This window comes from Acinetobacter sp. WCHAc060042, from assembly GCF_003231195.1.
Taxonomy (GTDB): Bacteria; Pseudomonadota; Gammaproteobacteria; order Pseudomonadales; family Moraxellaceae; genus Acinetobacter.
Genome location: NZ_QKVN01000048.1, coordinates 1 through 20,600, shown reverse-complemented (window position 1 = coordinate 20,600; position 20,600 = coordinate 1). Strand labels below are relative to the sequence as shown.

Below are 20,600 nucleotides of genomic sequence, written 5' to 3'. Positions count from 1 at the left end.
CTTCTTACTTATAGGGTGAGTCGTATTACCCGTTCTTATCAACAGCATGAGCTTTCAACATTCAAACCGAATTTAGATATTTTAAAACAATTGGAAGATGAAGATGGTATTTGGTTTGGTCAGGAAAAAAGTGAAGTGATTTTAAAAGTTCATGCCGACGTGGTATTGCATTTTATGCAACGCCAACTTTTACCTGAGCAAGAGCTTGTTAAGACATTAGAAGATGGCGGGATATTAGTATCCAGTAAAATTAGCCATACCATGCAGCTTTTACCTTTAGTTCGATATTGGATTCCGCATGTTGAAATTGTTAGCCCTGAACATTTACAGGATGAGTTAGAAGTTGGTTTAAAAGGGTATTTGGAACGTTAGGGGATACAATGGCATGGAAACCAAAGCTAATAAAAGCTCAGGGTCTATAATGTAAAGCAACAGATATTTTTGTGTCTACAAGTGATGTGATTTTAGGCTTTCCACGGTGTAAAAAGTGTGGTGTACAAATGATCATGGCTGGGCAGTTTGATATGTCGGATTGGATAAAAAATTAAAAGCTTGGTTTAAAAATGAAGAAATTTATAAAGGGTTTGCAAAAAATGGGTCATAGAGAGAATCAACTATCTTCTAACATTAATGAGAAATTTGATTTAGAAAAAGCACGTCAGCGTTTACAGCAGTTTCAGGTAGAACGAGAACGTGATGGGCAGAATGAGGATCAGAATTTAGATATTGTTGAGCCTTTAGCTCAAGATCAGCAGAATTATATGATTGTTAAACCAACGGTTACTTTGGATGATGATGTCATTTTATCAACTGTTACCCGCATGCAGTTAGATGAAGGAATGGCTAAATTACGCTTTCATAAAACGATCTATGAAGACTGGAATTTTGGTTCTGTAGATAAGCAAGGGCGCAGTGTTATTCTAAATTTTTTTGGTGCACCTGGGACAGGTAAAACTTTAACCGCAGAAGCATTCGCAGGAAGTTTAGGCTTATCTATCATAAAATTGGGAATTGCTGAGCTTGAAAGCAAGTTTATGGGGGAAACTTCAAAAAATATTCAGGCTGTGTTTAAGGTTGCAACAGAAGCCAATTCAGTTTTATTTTTTGATGAAGCAGATACCTTATTGGGTAAACGTTTATCTTCAGTGACACAAGGTATTGATAATGAAGTGAATGCTATGCGTTCTACTTTATTGATCGAGTTAGAAAAATTTAACGGAATTGCAATTTTTGCAACCAACTTTGCCAAAAACTATGATGAAGCGTTTAGAAGCCGTATTAGTCACCATATTCATTTTGACTTACCTGATTTAGAGGCACGCAAAAATTTATGGTCAAAAATGCTGGTTGAGCAAATTCCTTTGCTAGAAGAACGAAGTGAGTTTATTAATTGGGCAGCAGAATTATCTGAGGGTTTTTCTGGGCGTGAGATTCGGACTTGTATGCGTTTGGTTCTACCTAAAGCTTTGTTGGAAGCAGAACAGGCACAGGAAGAACCTAAATTAAAATTGGAACAGTTAAAAGAAGTAATTCATCGTGTGAATCATGCCAAGTCAGAAGTTGCAAGTAAAAACAAAGCAATAAGTGATGATGAGGTTAGTTCTGCAAAATCGTTATTGGGTATTAAAGGTTAATTTAAAGGAGATTGATATGGGGTGGTTTAGTTCGGCTTGTTCATGGGTTGGTTCAAAAGTCTCGTCTGCTGCAAGTAAAGTCTGGAATACAGCGAAAAGTGCAGCAAGTAAAGCGATTGATTGGATGGCCGATGAAGCTGAAAATTTTGTGGGCAGAGTAAAAGAAGTCTGGGCAACTGTAAAGCCACATGTTGTGAGAATTGCTCCAATGGTTTCCAATGCTTTAAAAGTGATCCCTCATCCGTGGGCACAAACGGCTGCGGTTGTCATTGAAAAAGGTTTGCAGGCTTTATTGGCATTAGAGAATAGTCCAATTCTTAAAAAAGCAGAACAGGCTATTTTATGGGCAGCTAAAACAGCACGCCACTTTCGTGAAAAGTTTTTGACACCAGATGAAACCAAAGAGGCGGAACAACGTCAGGAAGATTTGCAGGAAACAATGGATGCTATGCAGACCGAAGAGCAACGCCAGTCTATTCGTTTTGCTGTAGTTATTAATGACTATATATTAGTTCAAACTCGCATTCAGTCAATTCTAGAGAAAGATAATTTAACTGATTTTAATCATTATTTAAGATTAAGAGCGACTCAGAAATTGTTGAAAGCTGCAGAAAAAACATTAAATACGGCACAGAACATCAATGAAATTACAGCAGATGATTCATTCTTGTTGCGTGTAGGTTCTGATCTTTTGGCTGAAAACCCACAATTGTCTGATGCGGATGCAGAGCGTTTAGATCAATTAATCAGAAGACGTTTTAACGGTAAATCACTTATTCCTTTTGTATTTGAAGAAATGATTTGTGCATGGGAAACCAAATATCAAAATATGGAAGCGAAATGGAAAATGCAGAATAAGCATTTAGCATCTTTACAAGATGATTTAATGTCATTAGAAACAAAACTTGAAATTGAGCCCCTAAGCTCAGATGAAGAGCAAAGCTTAATTGAATTGAGGCAGGATGTTATTACTGAATCTTATCAATTAAAACAGAAAGGTAAAGAAAATCGAGCAATGAAAAGCTACGTTCATGCTGCCGAAGGATTTTTACAGGTATTGGAAAAATCAGAAGAACAATTTGAAGAGGAAGGACGAGATTATATCCTTGATGATGTTGCGACAGTGGGTCGATTATTAATTGATTGTGCCCAAAATGGAAAACAGTGGGATGAGTTATCAGTGGACGAGCAAAGCTTGATTACAGATTATGCCAATATTTTTGCAGCAGATAGTAAACAACGTAATCAAGATTTGATTGAGGCTGAAGTAGCATAATGGAAATCTTAAACTTCTTATTGCCGATTCATTTTTCACCCTTTAAAATTGAAGTTTTGCCAATTGCTTTTCTTGTAATTATTTGGGGGTTATTTATATTCACTATTACTCGAGTATATAAAGAAGCCAAGCCTGAGAATTGGGAACATAATTGGTATGGTGGTGATGTTAATAATACTGCTAATGATCTTGATGCTGAACATGGTTCAGTTATGGAAATTAGTGAAGCTGTAGCGACATCATCAGAAAAATTAGCTGATATTATGCCAGGAATGATCCTGATTATTGGTTTATTAGGTACGTTTCTGGGACTAGGTCTCGCTTTGGATAAAGCATCCTCCATTCTAACTGGTGCAAATGCCATGAATAATATGGATGCTTCAATGACTCAGTTGATGGGGATGTTGGAAGGGCTTGGCACTAAATTTAAAACATCAACATGGGGATTATTAGCATTTATTTTATTAAAAGTTATCTTATCTAAAAATGGTTATGAAGAACGCCGGTTACGTTGGTCAATTGAAAAAGTTAAAGGGGAACTTGACCTTGCACGAGATAGACAGCTAAAGGAACAACGTAGGAATAATCAAAATATTATTGATAACATGCAAACTATTGCTCAGTTATTTGTTGAGACGATTGGAAATAATCAAACTAAGAATCAGGAGTTGTTTCAGCAGTTAAGTAGACATAGTGAGGAGAGTAAAAATGCTATGGTTGGCTTTATTGAGAAGAATGAAGCAACAGTATCTAGTTTAGGAAAATCAGCAACAGGTATGTCAAAGGCCGCTGTACAAATGGGTGAATCAGCAAAGCATTTACAAAACGTAATTGATTCATTCCGTTCTAATATGGAAAGTGTTGTTGATCTGATGAAAGAAGACCTTAATTCAACAATTACTGGTATGAATGAGAGTTTTGGTCAAAACATGGCTGAAATGTCGGAAGGTTTAAATAAGGCAACAAAGGATATTTCTAATGCTGTCAATAGTTTATCGGGTAGTGTAGATGAAACTATGAAAACTGTAACATCAACTATTAATGAATCAATGGAATTACAGAAAAAATCACAAGGACAATTTACTACAACTGTACAAGTATTAAGAAAAGAAATTCTTGAAATGACGAATCTTGTAAAAGAATTAACAGAGGGAATAAATAATCAATTCGGAGCTGTTACTAATGGTATTAAGCGTACAGAGCACGTTGGTAAAAAAATAGAGGAATTAACAAATACAGTAAATGGTACATTTAAAGAATCATTACAAAGTATTGAAGCGGTCACAACGCTAAAACCAACACTAGAAAACTTAGTACATGGCATAGATTCTCAAATTACTTTATTGGGTAAGATTGAAATTAACACTTCTCCTGAGCAACAAAAGAAAGTTAATAATCTTTTAAAACTTGGGGGGAGAACGTAAACAGTGAAAGATAAACCCAATGAGTGGATTTCAATTTCAGATTTAATGGCAGGAGTTATGGCTGTTGTCATGCTTTTGCTAGTGATGTCTGTATTACAGAAAACGTATGCTGAGTTAAAGCACAAGCAGGAAATGGAACAGGGAGGAGCAGCCCAACAAAAACGTATTGCGGAAATGTTAAATGATTTAAAGAAATCTGTTGAAGAACAAGGTGCAAGTGGTTTGATGTCATTTGATATTGCAGATGGGCGAATTACATTAAAAGACAATATTTTTGAAAAAGGTAGTGCATGTATTACACCGTTGGCTGCTCAAGCATTTAAGAATATTGATATCAAAATATCAAAATTCTTACAAGATAATAGTTTAGCTTCGATTTATGTTGAGGGGCATACAGACAGCTTACCTGTTTCTCGTCCTGTAACTGATTATGCGCGTTTTTGTACAGTATATGATGATAACTTTACTTTATCCGCAGCGAGAGCGAGAGAGGCACGAAAGCTATTAATCTCACAATTGGATGCTATTCAGTCTAAACGTATTGTGGTCGCAGGTTTTGGAGATTCTCATCCTTTAAAAGGTATAGATTCTAAAGATGGTCGAAATCGCCGTGTAGAGATTCAGTTTGCAGTTACGTCTGGGAACTGATTGTTTGATATTTTTATCATATTTAGGTTTAAATGAAGATGAAAGAATGTATTGATTTATTATTTAACATTATCTTTAAAATCTTGGGCCAGATAGGATTTCAATATGTTGTTATTGGGTTTTTTCTAATTTTATCGGTTTTCTGGGTGGTTGATAAGATATGTAAGTCTAAATAAAATGATTTATACCTCTTATTGTTAAATGTTTTAATAATAAGAGGCGATTTCTAATCAATATTTTAATTTTCTATAATTATTTCATTCACTTTACTGGTACTCATTAAATTTTAAATAACCTATCAACCCGATAAACCCTAAAATCGGAGTAAAAAGACCAGAGATTAAGAGCCAAAGTAAGAAAGATTGGCCTTGGCTTTTCGCAAAGGTTGCAACTAAAAAAGCAAAAAATACTAAGATGATAAAAGACATATTGTATTTCCTGATGAAGTTGTAGATTAGGCAACAAGCCATTCCTGACGAATGTTAGTGGCTTGATCATCTTGATTTAAATTAAATGTGACTTTTAATCCCAGTTTTAGATCGATATCTTCTGGCCATTCATTGCGGGAGAATCGATAGCGAACAGCATTCCCGTCAATAACAATGCCTGTTTTATTTAAAGGTGAATAATGTAAAATAAGTCCAATAATCATGATGTTTTTTCTCATTATCTTTAGAAGTTAGCGTAATTATGAATAATGAGAATGATAGGTGATGTCATTTTAAAAGGATTATTTATAATTTTTAGATTTAATTTGATTGTATAAAGAAAAAACTCCCAAAGATCAAATTGAGAGTTTAAGTTAAAGGTTAAAGAAATAGTTGGAATTATTTTACAGGTTCACCATAAAGATTGCTTTCACTTTGCCCCTTGGTAGCAAACCAGATCACTAATAAAATAAGACCAACAATCGGAATTAAACTAATGAGGAACCACCAACCTGAACGCCCTGTATCATGTAAACGGCGTGCGCTCACTGCCAAATCAGGAATAAAGGTGGCAAGTAAAACCAAACCCGTAAAAATTACTTCTGTTTCGAGCACTATATCAACAATAGAAGCAACAATCACCAGAATGAAAATACTTAAACGAAAGAACCAGTATTCCTTGCGTCTCGACCGACCATTAAAGTTTGCATAATTTTTCATACATTTGATAAACCAGTCAAAGACATGATAATGCTCTTCACTTTTTTCAGTGGTGTTGGAGTGGTTTGCAATCGTAGGAGATGCACCTAAAGCTTTATATATTCCAATAGCAAAACCTTGCTCATTTAAATCAAAGTCAACTTTTAATCCACGTTGTGGCGAAATGTTTTCTTTCCACTCATTGCCAAAAAATGTATAGCGCTTTTGGTCATCCCCAGAAATAATCCCACTATTGGTTTGAATCGAAAAATCAAGAATTGTGCCTTTCATTTTTATGCTCCGTGTATACGATTAGATAATGTGTATTGACGGGGCTATTGTTATTTAGAGGGATGACAGGGGGTGTCATTGGAATCAAAATATTTTTAATTCTAAATTACAGGCATAAAAAAACCAGCTTAAAGCTGGGTTCTTTATATGCACCATACTTAGAAGTATAAGAATGGTGCCCGAGGCCAGACTCGAACTGGCACGCTTTGTGGGCGGGGGATTTTAAATCCCCTGTGTCTACCGATTTCACCACTCGGGCTTTAACAAGATGGAGGCGGAGGTCGGAATCGAACCGGCGTCCACGGAGTTGCAGTCCGCTGCATGACCACTCTGCCACCCCGCCGCGTCTTGTTGATGCGTATATTAGCAAGCTCTGAAAAAAAAACAATAGGACTTTCATTCGTATGCGCATAAAAACAGCATATCGCGAAAAATATTCAAAATAATCATGTATTATGTGCAAAATTGATTCATATCAACACTTGGAGATGTGCCGTGGCATTAGTTTTAGATGGTCGTGCATTGGCAAAAAAAATTGAAGCTGACTTGTTAACTCGCGTAGAAGCGCTAAAAGCAAAATCAGGTCGTACCCCAATTCTTGCAACAATTTTGGTGGGTGACGATGGTGCATCTGCAACTTATGTGCGTATGAAAGGAAATGCTTGCCGCCGCGTTGGTATGGACTCGCTTAAAGTTGAATTACCTAAAGAAACCACGACTGAGCAATTGTTAGCTGAAATTGAAAAGTTGAATGCAAATCCTGATGTACATGGTATTTTGCTGCAACATCCAGTGCCTGAACAGATTGATGAGCGTGCATGTTTTGATGCAATCTCTCTTGCAAAAGATGTGGATGGCGTAACCTGTCTTGGTTTTGGTCGTATGGCTATGGGTGAGGCTGCTTATGGCTCTGCAACTCCTGCAGGTATTATGACGATTCTGAAAGAAAACAACATTGAAATCGCGGGTAAACATGCGGTTGTTGTAGGTCGTTCTGCAATTTTAGGTAAACCAATGGCGGCAATGTTGCTTGAAGCCAATGCAACTGTGACGATTTGCCATAGCCGTACTCAAGATTTGGCGAGCTTTGTGAAGCAAGCGGATATTATCGTGGGTGCTGTGGGTAAGGCTGAATTGATCCAAAAAGATTGGATTAAACAAGGCGCTGTGGTTGTTGATGCAGGTTTCCATCCACGTGATGGTGGTGGTGTAGGCGACATTCAATTGGTCGGTATTGAAGAAGTGGCTTCTGCGTACACACCAGTTCCAGGTGGTGTTGGCCCAATGACCATTACGACATTGATTCGTCAAACGGTTGAAGCGGCTGAGAAGGCTTTAGGTTAATTATTTAAAGTAGTCTAATACTTCCTCAAAGCGAGTATTGGATACACGATAACGTCATTCGCTGTTGTTTGAGCTAAGACTTTATTATTTAATGTTTCTGCGACTATTTTAAATAGATGGTGGCATTTAACGAGTTCAGCGAATGACTATGGTTTTGCCTACTTTTGCCAAAACAAAAGTAGGTCTAGCCGAAGGCTAATTCCTCAATCCAAACTTTAGCTGCAAGACCCCGCAGTAAAAGCATAAAAGTACTCAATGACTTATGAGCTGTACTTTCCAATTCCCCAAAGCCCCAGATCATTTACTTCAAGCCTTGCATGAGGTGATTCCAAATTGTGAGCTTTTAGCTCAGCAACTTCCTGAAACACCCATTTCACTGTGGCTCATTCCTCCAGTATTTCCAACCGATAAACTGGATGATGAAATCATTCGGCGTATTTGGAATGAAACGCCATATTGGATCTTTTGCTGGGCTTCAGGTCTAGCAATGGCGCAGTGGTTACTGGCTGAACCACATCATGTTCAGGATAAAGTGGTGTTGGACTTCGGTGCAGGTTCAGGGGTGGTTGCGATTGCAGCCAAAATTGCGGGTGCAAAGCGCGTGATTTGCTGTGACATTGACCAAGTGAGTTTAGATGCTTGTCGTGCCAATGCGGAACTAAATAATGTAGAGCTGGAATATTTAATTGATCTCTACAAAGCAGAGCAAGTTGATGTTTTGTTGGCTGCTGATGTTTTATATGACCAATGTAATCGTTTCTTTTTAGATGAGTTTTTAAAGTTTGCACCAGAGGTTTGGGTGGCAGATAGTCGTGTTAAAAATTTCAGCCATCCGCAGTACATAAAGTTGGATGAACGCAGTGCAACAACGTGGCCAGACTTAGATGAATCACCTGAGTTTCGTAATGTAAGTTTTTATCGAACTTTAGAAACTCAAAAAGGGCAGTAGCCCTTTTCATGAGTCTAAGCGATTTATGAGCAGGTATAGCGTACTACATGTAATGTGCTCGGTCGTGTTTCAAGTGCTTCACGTGTGGCAAAATTTTCACCTTGGTGTAAGTCCGGTGTGTTACTTAAACCAAATGTAGCGCGAGTTTGTCCAATTTGACGACCATATTGAGGCATATCTGCGGCAGTATTTGGAATCTCATTGATACTTAAAATCGTCAATTTATAGTTTTTCTGTGAACCTAAAACCTTTTGGCACGCATGTTGGAGTTTATTTTCATCGAGCTGCTGATTTTTACGTGCTGCAAGTGTATAAGCAAGCGTAGCACTAGTTCCAGACTGTTGTTCAATTTGATAGCCAACATTGCCATTGTATTGGCGAGGTGTACTTTGGCATGCAGATACTGCTAAAACAATACAACTTAAACCTAAAAATTTATACGTATTTTTCATGTAAAAAGTTCCTAACATTATTCTTGTTCTTAGTATGCCATACACAAGTTTAATTCACGATATTTCAATTGATCTAGTTTGAGTAAAACTTTCCTCTGGTAAATAAAAAATGCCTTCATGGGATGAAGGCATTTAGACTTTTAATATTTCAGATATGCAACAAGCAAAAGGATTAGTGATCGGTAATCATGCTGTGCTTTTTGGTGTCTTTCATGAAAATATAAGTCAGTAAGGATAATCCGATCATAAATGTAATGTAATAAAAGAAATAGTTTTCATGCCCTGCATTTTTAAAACTTAAAGCAACTAACTCTGCTGTACCACCAAAAACCGTATTGGCAATAGCATAAGGCAGTGCAACACCTAGTGCACGAATGTGCGCAGGAAACAGCTCTGCTTTCACGACAGCATTAATGGCAGTATAACCTGTCACAATTACCATACCGCTCATACACAGCATAAAAGCAGTGGTTGGGCTACTGGTTGAGCCTAGGCCGTTAAAGATTGGAATCGTGAACAGTACGCCTAAAACACCGAAAGTAATCATAATGGGTTTACGACCAATCTTATCGGATAGTGCGCCAACTACGGGTTGTAACAGCATAAAAATAAAGATGGCTGCTGTGGTAATTTCAGTCGCTGTAGTTTTTTCAAAACCAGAGGTGTTGACCAAGTATTTTTGCAAATAGGTGGTGAAAGTATTGAATGCCAGCGTTCCACCTGCAGTCAGCATAATGACAGTAAAAGCTTGTCGTGGGTATTTAGTAAACAATGCCAAAGCACTTGATTTGGGGCCGCCATTTTTAGCTTGTTCTTGTGCATCTTTCGATGATTGTGTTTCAACCAAACCACGACGAATCCAGAACACCACAACTGCAAGAACGGCACCAATAAAGAATGGAATACGCCAACCCCATTCAGACAACTGGGTTTCAGTCATGTTACGTTGTAAGATAATCAACACGCACAGAGCGAGTAATTGTCCTGAAATGAGGGTCACATACTGGAAACTAGAGAAAAAGCCGCGATGGTTTTTACCTGCCATTTCGGTTAAGTAAGTGGCACTAGAGCCATATTCACCGCCAACACTTAAACCTTGTAATAAGCGTGCAAAGAGCAATAGGGCAGGTGCGAGCATGCCGACACTTGCATAGGTGGGCGCGCAGGCAATAATTAAAGACCCCACACACATTAAAGACACAGATAATGTTAGGCCTGATTTACGTCCTTTGCGGTCGGCATAAATACCCATGATCCATGCGCCGATTGGGCGCATGAGGAACCCAAGTGCAAATACCGCAGCGGCTTGCAGTAATTTGACCGTGTCATCTCCTTCAGGAAAAAACTGGGGGGCAAAATATAATGTAAATGCTGCATAGACATACCAGTCATACCATTCAACGAGATTACCTGCTGAACCGCCTAAAATTGATTTTAAACGTGTCTTTTTGTCGAGGCTTACTGGAGCTGCTTGGGAAGATAAATCAGTCACAAAGATTTTCCAAAGAGAAGTTCGGAAAAATACATCTTTTAACTTTTTGGATTATAAAAGTTAAAACAATATATTTTTAGATTAAACAATAAATTCTTTTTTGTTATACGCCCCTTGTTTAGAGAGTTCATTCGACTTTAGTCTAAAAAATCGCATGATTTATGGGCTGTTAAGTTTTTCTAATTAATATTCGTTTTTCAATGGAAAATAATAATTTTACTTATTTAAAACAGTATCTTGGTAATCAGTAAAATGTGAATAGTCAATTAAAATACAACGGTTTAGGTCACTTTATGCAAAATTAAAAAGAATTTTTATTTGGTGGAAATATCACTTTTTGTTTGAATGTTATTCAAATATTGAACCGAATCATAAAAAAGAAGCATTAATTTGTAAAAAGATGTGGGAGAGCTGATCTGTTAAGGAAAGTGATGTTTTTGTACGGTGGAATCATCTTTTCGGTATGACAAGGTCTGATTTTGATGTTAAGTTGAGATTAAGAAAAACAAGAATATATGCTAAGTAAAGAGGTTGATATGCAAGACACAAATGCAATTTATGACATTGCCGTTGTTGGAGCTGGAATCAATGGAGTGGGAATTGCAAATGATGCTGTTGGTCGTGGCTTAAATGTTTTCGTCTGCGAAAAAGATGATTTAGCTAGTCATACGTCTTCAGCGAGTAGCAAACTCATCCATGGTGGATTGCGTTATCTGGAACAAAAAGAATTTCGTTTAGTTCGTGAAGCATTACTTGAGCGTGAAGTCTTATTAAAAAAAGCGCCACACTTGATCCATCCCATGCGTTTTATCATGCCACATCAACCGTATTTGCGCCCAGCATGGCTAATTCGTTCGGGCTTATTTATTTATGATTATCTGGCAAAACGAGAAACTCTTGAAGGTTCTGAGTTAATTTATTTTAATGCTGATAGTCCACTAAAGGAAACGATCAGTCGTGGTTTTGAATACTCTGACTGTACCGTAGATGATGCTCGGTTAGTGGTGGTCAATGCATTGCAAGCACATGAACTAGGAGCGCAGATTCGAACACAGACCCGCTGTGTTTCTGCAACTCAGCAAGAGGGTGTGTGGTGTTTAACCTTAGAACATCAAAAACAACAATATCAAATTAAGGCAAGAGTTTTGGTGAATGCTACAGGTGCATGGGTCACTGATTTTATTCAACAGCAGTTGCTTCAAACGCCAAAAGCTGGAATTCGATTAGTACAAGGTAGTCACATTGTTGTGAAGCGCTTATACCCCGAACATCACGCTTTTATCCTACAAAATGATGATCAGCGCATTGTTTTTGTGATCCCTTATTTAGATGAATACAGTTTGATTGGGACAACAGACCTAGAGTTTGAGGGTGATCCAAATCATGTACACATTACCGAACAAGAAACGGCATATCTAATAGATGTTATTAACAATCATTTTAAGCTGCAATTACAGTTTGATGATGTCATTTCTACCTATGCTGGTGTTCGGGCGCTGTATGATGATGAAAGCGCACAGGCTTCTAAAATAACCCGTGATTATGTCCTTGCACTGTCGAATGAAGGAGAACACGAAGCACCTCTTTTGACAGTATACGGTGGAAAGTTAACAACTTATCGTAAGCTAGCAGAAGCAGCATTATCTCAGCTCAAACGGTATTTTCCTCAGATGAAAGCAGAATGGACGCTGCAAGCAAAATTACCGGGTGCTGAGGATTTTGATTCAGTGGAATTATTGCGGACAGAATTAATGCAGAGTATTCAAGGTTTGGATTTACATACTGCACAGCGTTGGGCTAAAACCTATGGCTGTCGTGTTTGGCAGATGCTAGATGAGAAGAAGACCATGCAGGATTTAGGGCAGTCATTTGGGTATGGTCTATATCAGCAAGAGGTTGATTATTTATATAGAGTTGAATGGGCTAGGCATAGCCAAGATATTCTCTGGCGAAGAACAAAGCTGGGTATGAAACTCAATATAGCTGAAGTCCGAAGTTTAGATCTGTATCTACATGATTTACATCAGCGTCGTGTGCAGGGTGATGCTGCATAGTCTTGCATTGATGTTTATCTTCTTAAAAGTAGAGCATTGGGATTAAAAAAAGCCGCTTGCTGCGCGGCTTTTTAAGCTTAGATTTCAATACCACCTAATTGTTTGCAGTCCACAGGTGTTTTCCATTTCACAGCAGTACCCCAGACCACTGGGCGAACAATACGCCAAGGCCAGAATCCAAATCGTTGGCTTGCATTGTAATTAATCACCACATTGCCACCCACTTGGTGCGCGCGTTCAGCAAAGCGTGGATAAAGTTCTTCCACACTGCCATAAGTGCCTTTAGCAACTTTAATGCGTTTTTTGATGTCAAATTGAGTAGAGTCTGGAGTACCTTTAATGGCGCAGACGTGCAGTGTAGATGTTGTTGTTGGTTCAGTTTGAGCCATTGCTAGGCTTGATACACCAACTAGACTGATGGTTAGCATGAGTGTTTTGAACATAGTTTTCCCTTTTGATGTTTCTTTTTGATTTATAAAGTTAAATTTTTAAAATATTTGAAAGATTGAAAAAAGACCGCTTGTGCGGTCTTTTTTGAGAGCTTAATTTAAAGATTAAGCAGATTTTTTCACAGCTTCTAAAAGTTCGTTTTGACGAGTTTTAAGTGCAGCTGGTAAACGCTCACCAAGTTTATTGAACAACTCAGTATGACTTTCAATTTCTTTGATCCATTGATCTTTATCTTGAGAAGTCACAAGTTCAAATTGAGCTTTAGTAAAGTCAGAACCTGTCCAGTTTAATTGCTCATAAGTTGGTACTAAACCAATTGGAGTCTCAACAGCATCAGCACGGCCTTCACAGCGGTCAATGATCCACTCAAGAACACGCATGTTTTGACCAAAACCAGGCCATACAAAGTTACCTTCAGCATCACGACGGAACCAGTTCACGTTGTAAATGCCTGGGAGTTTGTTGCCTGCAGCTTTTGCTTTTGCTGCAACTTCTTCACCAAGTTCTAACCAGTGAGAGAAGTAATCCGCCATGTTGTAACCCGCAAATGGAAGCATTGCGAATGGGTCGCGACGAACGACACCTTGTTGACCTACAGCAGCTGCAGTTGTTTCAGAGCCCATAGTTGCAGCTTTATAAACACCATCTACCCAGTCAAATGCTTCTGAAATAAGAGGCACTGTGTCCGCACGACGGCCACCGAAGATGAATGCAGAAATAGGTACGCCTGCTGGATTTTCCCAGTCAGCATCAATAGAAGGACATTGACCTGCTGAAACAGTAAAGCGTGCATTCGGGTGAGCTGCTTTTTCTTCACCAGTGTGCGGTTGACCTTTCCAGTTAGTTAGGTTAGCAGGCACTTCTTTAGAAAGACCTTCCCACCATACTTCACCGTTGTCTGTTACAGCAACGTTGGTATAGATAACATCTTTAGTTAATGTTGCCATACAGTTTGGGTTCGTCTTGGTATTTGTACCAGGCGCTACCCCAAAGAAACCAGCTTCAGGGTTGATCGCATATAAGCGACCATCTTCACCTGGTTTGATCCAAGCAATATCGTCACCTACGGTTTCAATTTTCCAACCTTCGTAACCCGCTGGTGGAATCAACATAGCAAAGTTCGTTTTACCACATGCAGAAGGGAATGCTGCTGCGATGTAGTGTTTTTCGCCTTGTGGATTTGTTACGCCAAGGATCAGCATGTGTTCAGCTAACCAGCCTTGTTGACGACCCATAGAAGAAGCAATACGTAAAGCTAGGCATTTTTTACCTAACAATGCGTTACCACCGTAACCTGAACCATAAGACCAGATTTCACGTGTTTCTGGATAGTGAACGATCCATTTTTCAGGATTGCAAGGCCAAGCCACGTCTTTTTCGCCGATCGCAAGTGGGGCACCTACTGTATGAACACAAGGAACATATTCGCCATCAGTACCTAATACGTCATAAACAGCTTTACCCATACGAGCCATTTTAGACATGCTGACTGCTACATAAGGAGAGTCAGTAAGTTCGATACCAATGTGTGCAATATGAGAACCTAAAGGACCCATAGAGAACGGTACTACATATAAAGTACGACCTGCCATTGAACCGTCGAACAAACCATTTAGACGAGCACGCATTTCAGCAGGCTCTTCCCAGTTGTTTGTTGCGCCAGCATCTTCTTGTTTTTCAGAACAGATGTATGTACGACCTTCAACACGAGCAACGTCAGAAGGGTCAGAATTTGCAAGATAAGAACCAGGATGTGTTTCTTGGTTAAGCGCTTGCATCGTGCCGTTAGCGATCATCAAGTCGATATAACGTTGATATTCTTCTTCGCTACCGTCACACCATTCAATTTTCGCTGGTTTTGTTAATTTTGCAATTTCTTCCACCCATGCAATAAGCTTAGGGTGACGAACGAATTCTGGTGCGTTCACTTGGGTCATGGTGAGGCCTATCTCAAATATGTACACAGTTGTACAAAGTACAATCTCAACAATAGATTTACTGCTGAGATGAAAAGATGAAAAAAAAGTGGCTGTATTAAAGCATAATTTGATAAAAAAAATAAGACCAAAGCCGTATCTAAATTATGAACAATTTTGTAAAGGTATTTCATTTTAATTATTAAAAAACAATATTTTACTTTAATTTTATTGCTTTATTTGATGTATTTATTATATTTATGAGTATTATTCATTTAAAATATTTAAATTAAAAACAATGGTTTATAAATATTTTGTGATTGAGATTTATTATTGATTAAATAAATGAACGTCATTTGATTTTTACATAACCAAACTGTTAACTGTTGAATTTTTGGACAAAAATAGAGTAATTACTTTATGAAAGAGTGCGGGATGTCTGAGCAGTTAAAACCTTTGTCACTTATTTATAACAAAAAATCAGGTTTTCATGCCACAAATAAAGATGAAGTGTATGAACAACTGCTAGCCGATCTGAGTACTGCTGGTTTTGAAATACAGTCATTTGAGTTAAGTGAGTGCATGGACTTTGATCAGATGATGCAAGAGGTTTTATTACGTCATCGACAAGCAGAACATATAGGTGTTGTGGTTGCAGCAGGTGGAGATGGAACATTAAATGCAGTCGCTTCAAAGCTGATGGGTACTGATATTCCTATGGGAATATTGCCTTTAGGTACATTTAACTATGTCGCACGGGTCTTGAATATCCCGCTAGATTTATTAGAAGCGGCACATGTGATTGGCACGGGGAAAACACGTTCTGTGCATGTGGCACAGCTCAATCAACACATTTACCTGAACAATGCCAGCTTAGGGTTATATCCTTTATTTATTCAAAAGCGAGAACAGTTTAATCAGCATTTTGGACGTTTTCCATTGCATGCGTATACCTCGGCATTGGATGTTCTTATTCGTAACCGTAAAGAGTTAAAACTTGAGGTTGAAGTTGATGGGCAGCTTTATCCTGTTAAAACGCCATTGATTTTCTTCGGCAATAATCAGCTTCAATTGGCTGAAATGAAATTGCGTATTGCAGAAGCTGCCGAAGCTGGAAAGGTAGCAGGGGTGGTTGTTGCAAAAAGTGATAAACGCACACTGTTTAAAACCTTGTGGCAACTGATTAAAGGCAATTTGGATCAGGCTTCCGATGTTTATAGCTTTGCCGCAGATGAAGTGATTGTGCATTCAAAGCATAACAAGCTTACAGTTGCCGTAGATGGTGAAATCATTATGATGAAACCGCCTCTAAAAATTACAGTACGTAAACATGCACTGAATATCATGGTTCCTGCATGATTTTACATTTGTCTGATTTACATTTCGGCACAGAACGCGAAGCCTGTTTGCAGGCTATTCATCTGTTATGTGAGGAACATTCTTTTGAAGCCGTAGTGGTCAGTGGTGATTTAACCCAGCGTGCACGGTTTATTCAGTTTTATGCTTGTCGGCAGTTTCTAGACAGTTTGAATTTACCGTATTTGGTGGTGCCAGGAAATCATGATATCCCGCTGTACCATATTTGGAATCGTTTTTTTAATCCATTTGTGCGTTATCAACTGTTTTTTGGGGGGATGGAAAACACCTTAGAAACTGAACACTTTTATGTCATAGGTGTGAACAGTATTCGGAGGCGTTACCACACACGGGGGCATATTTCACTGAGCCAAATTCAAGAGATTGACCTGAAATTACAACAAGCACCTGCACACAAAATAAAGCTGATCGCCGCTCATCAACCTTTTTATACGCCGCCAGACCATAGTCATGGTGTGAAAGACTGTCCAATGCTTGGTCGTATTGCACTGGAGCAATGGAGTCAACAGGGTTTAAATGGACTCTTGCATGGGCATTTGCATCATCCAGCAGTCTATGATCTGAATCAGATTTATCAACTTGGAGCATCACATCCTGTATTAGATATTCATGCTGGAACAGCGACATCTTATCGTTTACATGGTGGACGACCGAATAGCTTAAACATTATTTTAAATAATGCAGATGTGCAGCATTTGAGCTTTAATTCTGCAATAAATCGCTTCGAGTTGATGCAGAAAAATATCTCAGATTAATTTGTGTGTCTAAACTTTGATTAGGTTTGCTTAAAAAGAGCGCAAAAATATAAAAATATTTTGTATTTGCCCTTGAAGCCCTTTTTTCCATCCCCACAAAAGTGTCATATCAAAATTTTGTTGATGACCTAGGAATAAGAAGTCATCTTCACATCGTAATCAATGACATTCTGAAAATGTCTATGGAGTTAGAAATGAGCAAAATTCGTCCTTTACATGACAACGTTGTGATTCGCCGCGTAGAGAAAGAAACTAAAACTGCTGGCGGTTTGATTTTGAGCACTTCTGCTGCTGAACAGCCAGCTCAAGGTGAAATTATTGCAGTAGGTAATGGCAAAATCACAGACAATGGCGTTCGTGCTTTAGACGTAAAAGTGGGCGACAATGTACTGTTCGGTGCTTATGCAGGCACTAAAGTTAAGGTTGAAGGCGAAGAGCTTCTAGTAATGAAAGAGTCTGATATTTTAGCAGTTCTTGAAGGTTAATTCGGAACGGTCATTTGCTGTTTAAGCAATACAATTGATTAAAATTTAAGAATATTTGGAGTTAAGCATGTCAGCTAAAGATGTAAAATTTGGTGATTCAGCACGTTCTAAAATGATTGCAGGCGTAAACGTACTTGCAGATGCTGTAAAAGTGACTTTAGGCCCTAAAGGCCGTAATGTTGTGATCGACCGTTCTTTCGGCGCACCGCACATCACTAAAGATGGTGTAACTGTTGCGAAAGAAATTTCTCTAAAAGACAAATTTGAGAACATGGGCGCTCAATTGGTTCGTGAAGTATCTTCTAAAACCAATGACATCGCGGGTGACGGTACAACAACAGCAACTGTACTCGCTCAAGCAATTTTAAATGAAGGCATCAAGTCTGTAACTGCGGGTATGAACCCAATGGACTTGAAACGTGGTATTGACCTTGCTGTTAAAGCATTGGTTGCTGAAATTAAAGCAACAGCAAAGCCTGCTTCTGATACTAAAGCGATTGAACAAGTGGGTTCAATCTCTGCAAACTCTGACGAAACTGTAGGTAAACTCATTGCACAAGCAATGGAACGCGTAGGCAAAGAAGGCGTGATTACCGTTGAAGAAGGTTCAGGCTTTGAAGATGCTTTGGACGTTGTTGAAGGTATGCAGTTTGACCGTGGTTATATCAGCCCGTATTTTGCAAACAAACAAGACACTTTAACTGCTGAACTTGAAAACCCATTCATTCTTCTTGTTGATAAAAAAATCAGCAACATCCGTGAATTGATTACTGTGCTAGAAGCTGTTGCTAAAACAGGTAAACCACTTTTAATCATCGCTGAAGATGTTGAAGGTGAGGCTTTAGCTACACTGGTTGTCAACAACATGCGTGGCATTATTAAAGTATGTGCGGTTAAAGCGCCAGGTTTTGGTGACCGTCGTAAAGCAATGCTTCAAGATATCGCAATCTTGACTGGTGCGACTGTGATTTCTGAAGAAGTGGGCATGACGTTAGAGCAAGCTTCTCTTCAAGACTTAGGTACTGCGCACAAAATTACAGTATCTAAAGAAAATACTGTGATTGTTGATGGTGCTGGTGATGCAACTCAAATTGCTGAACGTGTCACTCAAATCCGTGCGCAAATTGAAGAGTCGACGTCTGAATACGACAAAGAAAAACTTCAAGAACGCGTTGCTAAATTGGCAGGCGGTGTAGCTGTGATCAAAATTGGCGCAGCGACTGAAGTTGAAATGAAAGAGAAAAAAGACCGTGTAGACGATGCGCTTCATGCTACGCGTGCTGCGGTTGAAGAAGGTGTGGTTGCTGGCGGTGGTGTTGCACTGGTACGTGCTGCAGCTGCGCTTGATGGCGTAACAGGTGCAAACGATGATCAAAATGTAGGTATCAACATTTTACGTCGTGCGATTGAAGCACCACTTCGTCAAATCGTTGCGAATGCGGGTGATGAGCCTTCAGTTGTGATCAATGCCGTGAAAAATGGTCAAGGTAACTTTGGTTATAACGCTGCAACGTCTGAGTATGGTGACATGCTAGAAATGGGTATTCTTGACCCTGCGAAAGTAACACGTTCTGCACTTGAACATGCTGCATCTGTCGCAGGTTTAATGTTGACTACAGAATGTATGATTACTGACGTTCCAGAAGACAAGCCTGCAATGCCTGATATGGGTGGCATGGGTGGTATGGGCGGCATGATGTAAGTTGCTTATTGATAGCTTAAGTTATTGTAATTTAATATGATTTAAAATATTGGTATTTAACTTACTCACGATGTTACTCACATTTGAGTTTGTTACAAAAAAGGCCACAAATTTTATTTGTGGCCTTTTTAATTTTATAGACCTACAGGATATTGATGTATGTCGATAAAAACGGAGACTTTAACTTGGTAAACTAAACATACTCATCAGGAGTTTACCACGAGCAAAAAACAAAAGTTTTATACAGCAGAATTTAAAGCTGAAACCATAAAGGCAATCGAAGCCAATAAAGGTAATGTCTCAGAAACAGCAAGACAGCTCGGTATATCCATGCAAACGCTTTCCAATTGGAACAATAAAGCTAAATCAGGAACATTAGTTGGTACACAACAATATTTATCATATCTTGGTGCACTACTTGAAGAAAATAAGAAACTGGAATGAAATCAAAGATGATCCTGTTGCTCGAAGTAAGTTTACAGATAATCAATTAAAAGCTTTGGAAGCTGGGAGAGAGAAGATTTCTGGTTATACTTGGCATCATAACGCACAATCGTCTCCTAATAGTATGCAATTGGTGCCAAATGAATTTCATTCAAACAAAGCAGTTCCTCATACAGGGCAAAACTCACTGAAAATAGGTAAGTAAAAGAAAAGGAGAAAATAATGCGTGTTTATCAGGATAATGGTCAAAATTCATTAAATGAGATTCAAAGAGTCCAAGATGAATTAGGTTATTTTTTCCCAAAAACTTATATTGATTTAATGCTACAGCATGATGCTCTTAGACCAGAAGAAGATTGTTTTGATTTTATCAATTTTTATGGTAAGCAAGATGACAGAGATATTGTCTTTATTAGCTTTAAAGATAATCATCTAAATGGTAATATTTTAAAAAAGCAAAGTAATATATCTGATCTAAATAATTATGGAGTAAAAAATCTTATTATATTTGGTAGATGTGGAAATGGAGACTATATTTGTTTTGATTATCGAGAGGATTCTAAAACTTCAAACCCTAAAGTAGTATTAGTTTATCATTATGATTTTTTTGATTATGAAGATGGAACAAGTTCTATGGTTGTGAATAATGTAGCCAATAATTTCGATGATTTTTTAAATTTGTTACATGAGTAGTAGAAGTTAATAAAAAGGGCTGTTATTTGTTTAACAGCTTTGATTTTGATTCGATAAAAGAGGAAGAATATAAAAATTAATTTAAAG

General features: G+C 38.3%; 20 protein-coding genes, 2 tRNA genes and 1 pseudogene. 15 read left to right on the top strand and 8 right to left on the bottom strand.

Annotated features, from left to right (window positions below; translation table 11 throughout):
• From DPG01_RS16170 to DPG01_RS16150, 5 genes are all read left to right on the top strand, one after another.
• Nucleotides 1-372, top strand: a 372-nt coding sequence (locus DPG01_RS16170; protein ID WP_162622357.1) for a WYL domain-containing protein, incomplete at its 5' end; no start/stop codon positions are given.
• Between the two features lie 221 nt (nucleotides 373-593).
• The gene (locus DPG01_RS16165; RefSeq protein ID WP_171327441.1) at nucleotides 594-1,634 is read left to right on the top strand and encodes an ATP-binding protein; all 1,041 of its coding nucleotides are present in this window, start codon (nucleotides 594-596) and stop codon (nucleotides 1,632-1,634) included.
• Nucleotides 1,635-1,758: 124 nt separating this feature from the next.
• Complete coding sequence (locus DPG01_RS16160; protein WP_162622356.1) at nucleotides 1,759-2,910, top strand: hypothetical protein; 1,152 nt, start codon at nucleotides 1,759-1,761, stop codon at nucleotides 2,908-2,910.
• On the top strand, nucleotides 2,910-4,334 hold the full coding sequence (locus tag DPG01_RS16155; RefSeq protein ID WP_110975776.1) for a hypothetical protein: 1,425 nt from the start codon (nucleotides 2,910-2,912) through the stop codon (nucleotides 4,332-4,334). The genes DPG01_RS16160 and DPG01_RS16155 overlap by 1 nt, the downstream gene beginning before the upstream one ends.
• 3 nt (nucleotides 4,335-4,337) lie before the next feature.
• Nucleotides 4,338-4,982: an OmpA/MotB family protein gene (locus tag DPG01_RS16150; protein ID WP_110975775.1), complete on the top strand. Its 645-nt coding sequence runs from the start codon at nucleotides 4,338-4,340 to the stop codon at nucleotides 4,980-4,982.
• A gap of 454 nt (nucleotides 4,983-5,436) precedes the next feature.
• Here DPG01_RS16150 and DPG01_RS16145 read toward each other — a convergent pair whose 3' ends face one another.
• From DPG01_RS16145 to DPG01_RS16130, 4 genes are all read right to left on the bottom strand, one after another.
• On the bottom strand, nucleotides 5,437-5,634 hold the full coding sequence (locus DPG01_RS16145; protein ID WP_110975774.1) for a hypothetical protein: 198 nt from the start codon (nucleotides 5,632-5,634) through the stop codon (nucleotides 5,437-5,439).
• 175 nt (nucleotides 5,635-5,809) lie between these two features.
• A complete protein-coding gene (locus tag DPG01_RS16140; RefSeq protein ID WP_110975773.1) occupies nucleotides 5,810-6,400 on the bottom strand; it encodes a DUF805 domain-containing protein in 591 nt (196 codons plus the stop codon).
• A 173-nt stretch (nucleotides 6,401-6,573) separates the two neighbouring features.
• Nucleotides 6,574-6,659 (bottom strand) — tRNA-Leu (locus DPG01_RS16135).
• A 10-nt stretch (nucleotides 6,660-6,669) separates the two neighbouring features.
• Nucleotides 6,670-6,743: transfer RNA gene (locus DPG01_RS16130), tRNA-Cys, on the bottom strand.
• A 152-nt stretch (nucleotides 6,744-6,895) separates the two neighbouring features.
• Between DPG01_RS16130 and folD the strand changes: the two genes are divergently transcribed.
• Both folD and DPG01_RS16120 read left to right on the top strand, forming a co-directional pair.
• The gene (gene folD, locus DPG01_RS16125; RefSeq protein WP_110975772.1) at nucleotides 6,896-7,744 is read left to right on the top strand and encodes a bifunctional methylenetetrahydrofolate dehydrogenase/methenyltetrahydrofolate cyclohydrolase FolD; all 849 of its coding nucleotides are present in this window, start codon (nucleotides 6,896-6,898) and stop codon (nucleotides 7,742-7,744) included.
• Between the two features lie 262 nt (nucleotides 7,745-8,006).
• Nucleotides 8,007-8,693: a class I SAM-dependent methyltransferase gene (locus tag DPG01_RS16120; RefSeq protein WP_086208444.1), complete on the top strand. Its 687-nt coding sequence runs from the start codon at nucleotides 8,007-8,009 to the stop codon at nucleotides 8,691-8,693.
• Between the two features lie 23 nt (nucleotides 8,694-8,716).
• On the opposite strand, the gene DPG01_RS16115 is transcribed toward DPG01_RS16120, so the two are convergent.
• Together DPG01_RS16115 and DPG01_RS16110 are read right to left on the bottom strand one after the other, a co-directional pair.
• Nucleotides 8,717-9,145, bottom strand: a complete 429-nt coding sequence (locus DPG01_RS16115; RefSeq protein ID WP_086208443.1) for a hypothetical protein — start codon at nucleotides 9,143-9,145, stop codon at nucleotides 8,717-8,719.
• 172 nt (nucleotides 9,146-9,317) lie between these two features.
• Nucleotides 9,318-10,637 carry an MFS transporter gene (locus DPG01_RS16110; RefSeq protein ID WP_086208442.1) on the bottom strand — a complete coding sequence of 440 codons (1,320 nt, stop codon included), beginning with the start codon at nucleotides 10,635-10,637 and terminating at the stop codon, nucleotides 9,318-9,320.
• 536 nt (nucleotides 10,638-11,173) lie between these two features.
• Here DPG01_RS16110 and glpD point away from each other — a divergent pair.
• On the top strand, nucleotides 11,174-12,691 hold the full coding sequence (glpD, locus tag DPG01_RS16105) for a glycerol-3-phosphate dehydrogenase (protein WP_110975771.1): 1,518 nt from the start codon (nucleotides 11,174-11,176) through the stop codon (nucleotides 12,689-12,691).
• A 77-nt stretch (nucleotides 12,692-12,768) separates the two neighbouring features.
• On the opposite strand, the gene DPG01_RS16100 is transcribed toward glpD, so the two are convergent.
• Together DPG01_RS16100 and DPG01_RS16095 are read right to left on the bottom strand one after the other, a co-directional pair.
• Nucleotides 12,769-13,134, bottom strand: a complete 366-nt coding sequence (locus DPG01_RS16100) for a hypothetical protein (RefSeq protein WP_086208440.1) — start codon at nucleotides 13,132-13,134, stop codon at nucleotides 12,769-12,771.
• Between the two features lie 111 nt (nucleotides 13,135-13,245).
• Nucleotides 13,246-15,078, bottom strand: coding sequence for a phosphoenolpyruvate carboxykinase (GTP) (locus DPG01_RS16095; protein ID WP_110975770.1), 1,833 nt, complete (start codon nucleotides 15,076-15,078; stop codon nucleotides 13,246-13,248).
• Between the two features lie 414 nt (nucleotides 15,079-15,492).
• Here DPG01_RS16095 and DPG01_RS16090 point away from each other — a divergent pair, with 414 nt between their 5' ends.
• From DPG01_RS16090 to DPG01_RS16060, 7 genes and pseudogenes are all read left to right on the top strand, one after another.
• On the top strand, nucleotides 15,493-16,416 hold the full coding sequence (locus DPG01_RS16090) for a diacylglycerol/lipid kinase family protein (protein WP_086208438.1): 924 nt from the start codon (nucleotides 15,493-15,495) through the stop codon (nucleotides 16,414-16,416).
• Nucleotides 16,413-17,189: a metallophosphoesterase family protein gene (locus DPG01_RS16085; protein WP_110975769.1), complete on the top strand. Its 777-nt coding sequence runs from the start codon at nucleotides 16,413-16,415 to the stop codon at nucleotides 17,187-17,189. The genes DPG01_RS16090 and DPG01_RS16085 overlap by 4 nt, the downstream gene beginning before the upstream one ends.
• 194 nt (nucleotides 17,190-17,383) lie before the next feature.
• A complete protein-coding gene (locus DPG01_RS16080) occupies nucleotides 17,384-17,674 on the top strand; it encodes a co-chaperone GroES (protein WP_010326285.1) in 291 nt (96 codons plus the stop codon).
• A gap of 67 nt (nucleotides 17,675-17,741) precedes the next feature.
• The gene (gene groL / locus DPG01_RS16075) at nucleotides 17,742-19,376 is read left to right on the top strand and encodes a chaperonin GroEL (RefSeq protein ID WP_086208436.1); all 1,635 of its coding nucleotides are present in this window, start codon (nucleotides 17,742-17,744) and stop codon (nucleotides 19,374-19,376) included.
• Between the two features lie 267 nt (nucleotides 19,377-19,643).
• Nucleotides 19,644-19,817: pseudogene (locus DPG01_RS16070) on the top strand (helix-turn-helix domain-containing protein); the annotation flags it as partial.
• Nucleotides 19,786-20,025, top strand: coding sequence for an HNH endonuclease (locus DPG01_RS16065; protein ID WP_228157017.1), 240 nt, complete (start codon nucleotides 19,786-19,788; stop codon nucleotides 20,023-20,025). The pseudogene DPG01_RS16070 and the gene DPG01_RS16065, both read left to right, overlap by 32 nt.
• Before the next feature lie 17 nt (nucleotides 20,026-20,042).
• A complete protein-coding gene (locus DPG01_RS16060) occupies nucleotides 20,043-20,513 on the top strand; it encodes an SMI1/KNR4 family protein (RefSeq protein ID WP_110975766.1) in 471 nt (156 codons plus the stop codon).
• Nucleotides 20,514-20,600 lie beyond the last annotated feature (87 nt).

Bases quoted from the DNA above. Each gene is read 5' to 3' on its own strand.
- DPG01_RS16060 (WP_110975766.1), top strand. From the start codon at position 20,043: ATGCGTGTTTATCAGGATAATGGTCAAAATTCATTAAATGAGATTCAA.
- DPG01_RS16090 (WP_086208438.1), top strand. From the start codon at position 15,493: ATGTCTGAGCAGTTAAAACCTTTGTCACTTATTTATAACAAAAAATCA.
- DPG01_RS16155 (WP_110975776.1), top strand. From the start codon at position 2,910: ATGGAAATCTTAAACTTCTTATTGCCGATTCATTTTTCACCCTTTAAA.
- DPG01_RS16100 (WP_086208440.1), bottom strand. From the start codon at position 13,134: ATGTTCAAAACACTCATGCTAACCATCAGTCTAGTTGGTGTATCAAGC.
- DPG01_RS16165 (WP_171327441.1), top strand. From the start codon at position 594: ATGGGTCATAGAGAGAATCAACTATCTTCTAACATTAATGAGAAATTT.
- glpD (WP_110975771.1), top strand. From the start codon at position 11,174: ATGCAAGACACAAATGCAATTTATGACATTGCCGTTGTTGGAGCTGGA.
- groL (WP_086208436.1), top strand. From the start codon at position 17,742: ATGTCAGCTAAAGATGTAAAATTTGGTGATTCAGCACGTTCTAAAATG.
- DPG01_RS16140 (WP_110975773.1), bottom strand. From the start codon at position 6,400: ATGAAAGGCACAATTCTTGATTTTTCGATTCAAACCAATAGTGGGATT.
- DPG01_RS16160 (WP_162622356.1), top strand. From the start codon at position 1,759: ATGGCCGATGAAGCTGAAAATTTTGTGGGCAGAGTAAAAGAAGTCTGG.
- DPG01_RS16115 (WP_086208443.1), bottom strand. From the start codon at position 9,145: ATGAAAAATACGTATAAATTTTTAGGTTTAAGTTGTATTGTTTTAGCA.
- DPG01_RS16080 (WP_010326285.1), top strand. From the start codon at position 17,384: ATGAGCAAAATTCGTCCTTTACATGACAACGTTGTGATTCGCCGCGTA.
- DPG01_RS16085 (WP_110975769.1), top strand. From the start codon at position 16,413: ATGATTTTACATTTGTCTGATTTACATTTCGGCACAGAACGCGAAGCC.
- DPG01_RS16120 (WP_086208444.1), top strand. From the start codon at position 8,007: ATGAGCTGTACTTTCCAATTCCCCAAAGCCCCAGATCATTTACTTCAA.
- DPG01_RS16095 (WP_110975770.1), bottom strand. From the start codon at position 15,078: ATGACCCAAGTGAACGCACCAGAATTCGTTCGTCACCCTAAGCTTATT.
- DPG01_RS16145 (WP_110975774.1), bottom strand. From the start codon at position 5,634: ATGATTATTGGACTTATTTTACATTATTCACCTTTAAATAAAACAGGC.